This is a genomic window from Parvibaculum sp. (genome assembly GCF_049672805.1).
Classification (GTDB): domain Bacteria; phylum Pseudomonadota; class Alphaproteobacteria; order Parvibaculales; family Parvibaculaceae; genus Parvibaculum.
On sequence record NZ_JBATWS010000171.1, the window covers coordinates 1 to 6332 of the forward strand.

Genomic DNA, 6332 nt, shown 5'->3' on the forward strand with positions numbered 1-6332 from the left:
GACCAAGGGCGGCGGCGGCTTCAAGCTGCCCCTTGCCGACCGAAAGAATACCCGCGCGCACGATCTCCGCAATGAAGCCTGCCGTATAAAGCGTCAAAGCAAGCACCAGCGCCACAAACTCCGGCAGCAATCGGAAGCCGCCGATGAAATCGAAATCACCCTGCGTTGCATGATGCAACTCGAACGGCGCGCCCATAACGAGCCAGACAAGTGCAGGCAACACCAGAAGAACGGAAAGGAAAACGCGCCCGGCTGGAAAATACTTCCCGGTCTCCCGCCCCCGCTTCCGCGCCCAGCGCAACAGGAAGAAGCCGCCAGCCAGCGCAAAAGCAATCGCCGCAAGGAAGGCCGTAGCAGATGCGGTGGAAACGGGATCCGGTAGAATCAGCCCGCGATTGTTGAGAAAGACACCCGGCAGCGGATTGAGGCTTTCAGCCGGTCCCGGCAGCGGCCGCAGCACCGCGAAATACCAGAAGAAAAGATGCAGCAGCAGCGGGATATTCCGCATGACTTCCACATAGGCCGCCGCGATCTTCGCCACGAGCCAGTTCCGCGAAAGCCGCATCACGCCGACAAGGAAACCGAGCATCACCGAAAGCACAATGCCGATTACCGCAACAACCAGCGTGTTGAGCAGGCCGACCAGAAAGGCCCGGCCATAGGTCGATTGTTCGGAATAAGGAATTAGCGTCTGGATGATGCCGAAGCCCGCCGTCGTATCAAGAAAGCCGAAGCCGGAGGAAATGTGCAGCCGTTGCAGATTTTCCTGCGCGGTGGACGCGAAGAACCAGACAATACCAATGACAAAGCCGAGTACCGCCGCCTGATAGATGAAGGCGCGCACGCGCGGATTGTTCCAGCCAAACGCGGCTCTCGATCCTCCCTGCGGCTTTCGCCCCGTCTGCCCCCGCGCCATGTTCACACCCTATCGCACCGGCGGCGCATATTGCAGTCCGCCCTTTGTCCAGAGTGCGTTCAGCCCGCGTTCAATGTTGAGAGGCGTCTCGCTGCCAATATTCCGCTCGAACATCTCGCCGTAATTGCCGACGGCCTTGACCGCATTGACCACCCAGTCGGATGACAGCCCCACACTCGGACCATAATTTCCTTCCTGACCGAGCAAGCGCCTCACACGGGGGTTGTCGCTCTGCTTCATTTCCTCGACATTGGCGCGCGTCACGCCAAGCTCCTCCGCGTTGATGAGCGCGTTGAGCGTCCAGCGCGCAATATCTTCCCATTGCGGATCCCCCTGCCGAACGGCGGGGCCAAGCGGCTCCTTGGAGATAAGCTCGCTCAGCACCATATGCTTGTCCGGCTCGGCGAGCTTCAGCCGTTGCGCATAAAGGCCGGACGCATCCGTCGTATAGGCATCGCAGCGCCCGCGATCATAGGCGACAATCGCCTCGTCATTCTTCTCGAAGGTGAGAACACGGTAAGACAGGCCACGGTCGCGGAAATAGTCGGCCACATTGAGTTCGGTTGTCGTGCCGGTTTCCGTGCAGATAGTGCCGCCTGCAAGGCCCGCGGCCGTCTCGATGCCGGAAGCCTTCCGTACCATGAAGGACTGGCCGTCATAATAGGTCACGCCGATGAAGTTGAATCCAAGCTGCGTGTCGCGCGACATGGTCCATGTCGTATTGCGTGAAAGAATATCGATCTCGCCTGATTGCAGCGCCGTGAAGCGGTCCTTCGCAGAAAGCGGGCGGAAGCGCACATTCTCGCCACTGCCGAAAATCGCCCCGGCCAGCGCGCGGCAGAAATCCGCATCAATCCCCGACCAGCGCCCGCGCTCATCGGGGCTGGAAAAGCCCGGCAGCCCCTGGCTCACGCCGCAAATGAGATGGCCACGCTGGCGCACGCGCCGCAGCGTCTCCCCGGCCCCGGCGCGATCCACCTCCACCTGCGCCTGGCCCGCATCCACCCGGCTGTTGCCGAGCGACATCGGGTCATAAGGCAGGAAGAAATAAAGACCGCCGACACCGATCAGGATGCCCACGAAAAGGGCTACCAGAGGATTCTTCATTGAGCTCCCTTTAGAGATTTCCGGGAACGAACGGGACGGCGAAACGCCGGTTTCGATTCGGTGAGACTAACCATCATCCCCCCTCACGCAACCCTGAACCAGCCTGATAGCGATACCGCAACGCTTCAATTTTACTTTACCTGCCTTTTTATCCTTAAATGCGGAAGCGGCGAAGCGCCGACAGGCGGACGGAAACGGATGAGCAAATACAAACAGGATACGCTGATCGTCACCACGGGACGCAACCCCGAGGAAAATTTCGGCATCATCAATCCCCCTGTCTATCACGCATCCACCGTGCTCTACCCGACGCTCCACACGGTGAAGACGCGCGGCCAGCCCGTCACCTACGGTCGCCGCGGCACGCCCACGACCTTCGCCTTGCAGGAAGCGATTGCCGAGCTTGAAGGGGGCTTTCGCAGCGTCATCACCTCTTCCGGCCTCTCCGCCGTAACCACCGCCCTTCTCGCGCATCTGAAGGCGGGCGACCACCTGCTGATGGTCGATAGCGTCTATGAACCGTCCCGCCATTTCTGCGATACGGTGCTGACGCGCTATGGCGTGGATGTCGAATATTACGACCCGCGCATCGGTGCGGGGATAAGCAGTCTGCTGCGGGAAAATACGGCTGTAGTTTTCACGGAGTCGCCCGGCTCCGTCACCTTCGAGGTGCAGGATCTGCCGGCCATCGCCGAGGCGGCGCACAAGCGCGGCGCCGTGGTGATGATCGACAACACCTGGGCCTCACCGCTCTACTTCAAGCCTTTCGAGCATGGTGCGGATGTCTCCATTCAGGCGGTGACGAAATATCTCTGCGGCCACTCGGATGTGATGATGGGCGCCATCACCACCACCGAAGAAGCATGGAAGCCGACGCTGGACGGGCATGGCGCCATCGGCCAATGCGTCGCGCCGGATGATGTCTATCTGGTACTGCGCGGCATACGCACGCTCTCCGTGCGGCTTGAGCGGCATATGGCAACGGGTCTGCGCCTCGCTGAATGGCTCGCCACACGGCCCGAGGTCACGCGGGTAATCCACCCGGCCCTTCCGAGCCATCCCGATCACGCCATCTGGAAGCGCGATTTCACAGGCGCGAGCGGTCTCTTCTCCATCGAGCTTGCCCCCTGCCCGGAAAAGGCCGTTGCCGCATTCCTCGATGATCTTGAGCTTTTCGGCATGGGCTATTCATGGGGCGGCTTTGAAAGCCTCATCATCCCGCAATATCCCGCCAAGATACGCAGCGCGACGAAGTGGGATGCGAAAGGCCAAATCCTTCGCATCCATGCAGGGCTTGAAGATGTGGATGATCTGATCGCCGATCTCGACGCCGGATTCGCAAGACTGCGCGCCGCTGCAAACACCTGACCATCCGGAGACAGTGAAGACGTTATGAGCGAAGTCAGAAGCGAGATCGCGGGTAAGGTCTGGAAGATCGAGGCAAAGCCCGGCGACCGGATCGACGAAGACGATCCGATCATCATTCTGGAATCCATGAAAATGGAAATCCCCGTCTCCGCGCCTTTTGACTGCGTGGTGAAGGAGATTCTTGTCGCGGAAGAAGATGCCGTCGCCGAGGGCCAGATCGTCGCGATTGTCGAGCGGGCCTGAGCCTCTGCTTCACTCGCAATGACGGCCTAGCTCTCGCCAAATATCCGCTTGAGGTGGCTGTTCAAAAACTTCCCCGTCGGATCAAGCCTGCGGCGCAGGACGCGGAAATCATCCCAGCGCGGATAAAGCATCTCGAAGTCCGCCGCGCCCAGCGTGTGCAATTTGCCCCAATGCGGCCGTCCGTCATAGCGGCGGAATATCTCCTCCACGCCCTTGAACAGCTCTTCGTAAGGCTGCTTGTGATACTGGTGAACGGAGATCGTCACACTGTCGCGTTGATAGAAGGGGCTGAGCCAGGCATCATCCGCTGCGACATAGCGATATTCGAGCGGGAAAAGAAAGTTCAGCCCGCAGCGGCGCATATAATCGCCCACTTCGCGGATGCAGTCCGGCCCCTTCTCGGCGGGCACCGCATATTCCATTTCGTTGAAGCGCACATTGCGGTCGCTCGGAAAGGCATCATGCGACCAGCGTACCTTTCCGCCGCCCTCGCTCCCGCCCACATAGCGCGAGCCGCTGGAGGCGGTGAGAAACTTCTGCAGCGGGCCGCGCAGAAAAGGTACAAGCCGCGATGTCTCGCAGGCGCGCAACATGGTCTTGTCGCCGGGGGACATTTCCCCATCCGGCTTACGGCGGCGCGGCTTTGCTTCCTTGTCTGTCTCGCGCAGAAACTTTACCAGCGCGTCTTTGGCGAAGGGAAACCAGAAGAACTCGAAATGGCGGCTGCTGTCGCGCAGTTCCTCCGCTTTCGATAGCACTTCCTCAATCGGCATCCGCCCGCCATCCTCTTCAAGTGCATAGATGGGGCGGCACTTCATGGTGATCTCGGTCATGATGCCGAGACTGCAGAAACTTACCTTCCCCGCGTGAAACACATCGGCATTTTCAGTTGCATTGCAGGTGAGAATGCTGCCATCCGCCGTGACGAGGCGAAACCCGTCAACGGCAGCCGAGATGGAGCCGAGTGTCCCGCCCGTGCCATGCGTGCCCGTGCCGACTGCGCCCGCCAATGCTTGTCGGTCAATATCGCCCTGATTGGCAAGCGCCAGCCCGCGCTCGAAAAGCTTGGGGCCAAGATCACGGATCGTCGTTCCAGCCTTGATGCGTGCCGTGCAGGTAGTGTCGTCGTGATCGACAATACCGGAAAGCCCCCAGATGGTGAGCAGCGTTCCGGTACTTTCAACCAGCGGCGTGAAGGAATGCCCACGCCCCGCAACACGAATGGGCGCAGGCGCCGTTTTGACAATCTCGACGACCTCTTCCTCTGTCGTCGCCGTCACGAGATTCTGCGGCCACGCCTTCACCCAGCCCGACCAGTTCGACCACACATCCGTCATGACGCCTCCTTCTCCGCTCTTCTGATGATAGCGAAGCAGCGGCACGGAAGCCCGTTAAATTGCGCGTGATGGTGGGGGATGACGGCTAGTCTGCCGCGCCGCCGGAGGCCGCTTCAATCTCCTTCGCGCTTTCCTCGCGGGTCAAAGGCTTGAAAGTCCGCACCAGCTTTGTCGCTTCCTTGATCTCGGCAGGCTTCATGACGGCGGAGAGTTTTCCAATCGCCTCCGCTGCGAATTGCGGGAAGCCGCCTTCAATCGCAAGCTGGTAGTACATATAGGCGCGGACATTGTCCTGCGGGACGCCGATGCCTTCCTCATACATGGTCGCGATATTGTACTGCGCGCTCGGCTGCCCCTGTTTCGCCGATGCCTCATACCATTTAGCGGCCTGCGCAAGATCCTGCGGAACACCCCAGCCCTTGTCGAACATGGTGGCGAGGTCCATCTGGGCGCGCATATCGCCCCATTGGGCACCAAGCGTGAAATATTTCAGCGCCTCGCCGACGTTGCGCTCCACGACCTTGGCGTCGAAATATTCTTCACCAAGACGGAAGGCCGCGCCCGCATCCTTGTTCACCTCGACCGCGCGTTTCCACTCCGCCAGAGCTTCCGGGTAAAAGCCGCGCTGATAGAGGTCTTCGCCGGACGCCTCATTGGGCTGTCCCTTGATTGAAGGATCAGGCTTTGTCGGATCGGCCATCTCCGCAGCCACCGCGTCCGGTGCCGACACCGCATGAGCGGTCAGCGCGGCCAGCGCAAGCGCGCAAGCCATTGCGCTGTTGCGCACCCATGTCGAAAAAAGCCTTCCCGTACTTCCGGCCTCAGCCAGCCCGTTGCCGCGCATCTTCGTCTCCCTCCACTCTCCGCCAAATCAGGCCTTGGCGGCCTCTTTTGACGAGTATCATTTCCCTGCCTGCCATTTTCAGAAAGGCGCGGAAAAAACCCAATTAAAGATTGGTCACGAAAGAGGCCGAGAATATGGCGAAAGAACGAGCCAGCCCGCGTCGGTCGGCTTCCCTGCTGCGGGCACAGTGGCGATCCCGGCAGGACTCGAACCTGCAACCCTCGGCTTAGAAGGCCGATGCTCTATCCGGTTGAGCTACGGGACCGGAAAACCGGCATCAATGGGTCCAGGGTTCCGAACGGCCAAATTTGAAATTGTCCGCATAGGACTTCAGCAGAACAGGCTGCTTCTTCGGCTCATAGAGCTGATAGTCGATGCTGTGCTTCTCGGCGTAAGCGATGGCTTCTTCCTGCGTGTCGAAACGCAGGGTCACCTGAGCATTCGTGTCGGCGGAGCTGGTCCAGCCCATCAGCGGCTCCACTCGACGCGCGCTGCTCGGCTCGAACTCCAGAACCCA

Annotated in this window: 7 protein-coding genes and 1 tRNA gene; 2 read left to right on the forward strand and 6 right to left on the reverse strand. The window is 60.2% G+C overall.

What is annotated here, in order from left to right:
* On the reverse strand, positions 1 to 916 hold a 916-nt coding region (locus WBF74_RS05535), incomplete at its 3' end, for an amino acid ABC transporter permease (RefSeq protein WP_424436408.1).
* 9 nt (positions 917 to 925) lie between these two features.
* Positions 926 to 1942: an amino acid ABC transporter substrate-binding protein gene (locus WBF74_RS05540; protein ID WP_424436426.1), complete on the reverse strand. Its 1017-nt coding sequence runs from the start codon at positions 1940 to 1942 to the stop codon at positions 926 to 928.
* 279 nt (positions 1943 to 2221) lie between these two features.
* Between WBF74_RS05540 and metC the strand changes: the two genes are divergently transcribed.
* Both metC and WBF74_RS05550 read left to right on the forward strand, forming a co-directional pair.
* Positions 2222 to 3391, forward strand: coding sequence for a cystathionine beta-lyase (metC, locus tag WBF74_RS05545; protein ID WP_424436411.1), 1170 nt, complete (start codon positions 2222 to 2224; stop codon positions 3389 to 3391).
* Between the two features lie 24 nt (positions 3392 to 3415).
* Complete coding sequence (locus WBF74_RS05550; RefSeq protein WP_424436414.1) at positions 3416 to 3634, forward strand: biotin/lipoyl-binding carrier protein; 219 nt, start codon at positions 3416 to 3418, stop codon at positions 3632 to 3634.
* A 26-nt stretch (positions 3635 to 3660) separates the two neighbouring features.
* Here the strand turns inward: WBF74_RS05550 and WBF74_RS05555 are convergent, their stop codons facing one another.
* From WBF74_RS05555 to WBF74_RS05570, 4 genes are all read right to left on the reverse strand, one after another.
* Positions 3661 to 4971 (reverse strand): D-arabinono-1,4-lactone oxidase, encoded by a 1311-nt coding sequence (locus tag WBF74_RS05555; protein ID WP_424436417.1) that lies wholly within the window; start codon positions 4969 to 4971, stop codon positions 3661 to 3663.
* A gap of 85 nt (positions 4972 to 5056) precedes the next feature.
* Positions 5057 to 5815 (reverse strand): tetratricopeptide repeat protein, encoded by a 759-nt coding sequence (locus WBF74_RS05560; protein ID WP_424436420.1) that lies wholly within the window; start codon positions 5813 to 5815, stop codon positions 5057 to 5059.
* Positions 5816 to 6003: 188 nt separating this feature from the next.
* Positions 6004 to 6080, reverse strand: a tRNA-Arg gene (locus WBF74_RS05565).
* 12 nt (positions 6081 to 6092) lie between these two features.
* The coding region (locus WBF74_RS05570) for an ETC complex I subunit (protein WP_424436423.1) at positions 6093 to 6332 on the reverse strand (240 nt) is incomplete at its 5' end.

Coding starts and splice junctions, on each gene's coding strand:
- WBF74_RS05550 (WP_424436414.1), top strand. CDS start 3,416: ATGAGCGAAGTCAGAAGCGAGATCGCGGGTAAGGTCTGGAAGATCGAG.
- WBF74_RS05555 (WP_424436417.1), bottom strand. CDS start 4,971: ATGACGGATGTGTGGTCGAACTGGTCGGGCTGGGTGAAGGCGTGGCCG.
- WBF74_RS05560 (WP_424436420.1), bottom strand. CDS start 5,815: ATGCGCGGCAACGGGCTGGCTGAGGCCGGAAGTACGGGAAGGCTTTTT.
- WBF74_RS05540 (WP_424436426.1), bottom strand. CDS start 1,942: ATGTCGCTCGGCAACAGCCGGGTGGATGCGGGCCAGGCGCAGGTGGAG.
- metC (WP_424436411.1), top strand. CDS start 2,222: ATGAGCAAATACAAACAGGATACGCTGATCGTCACCACGGGACGCAAC.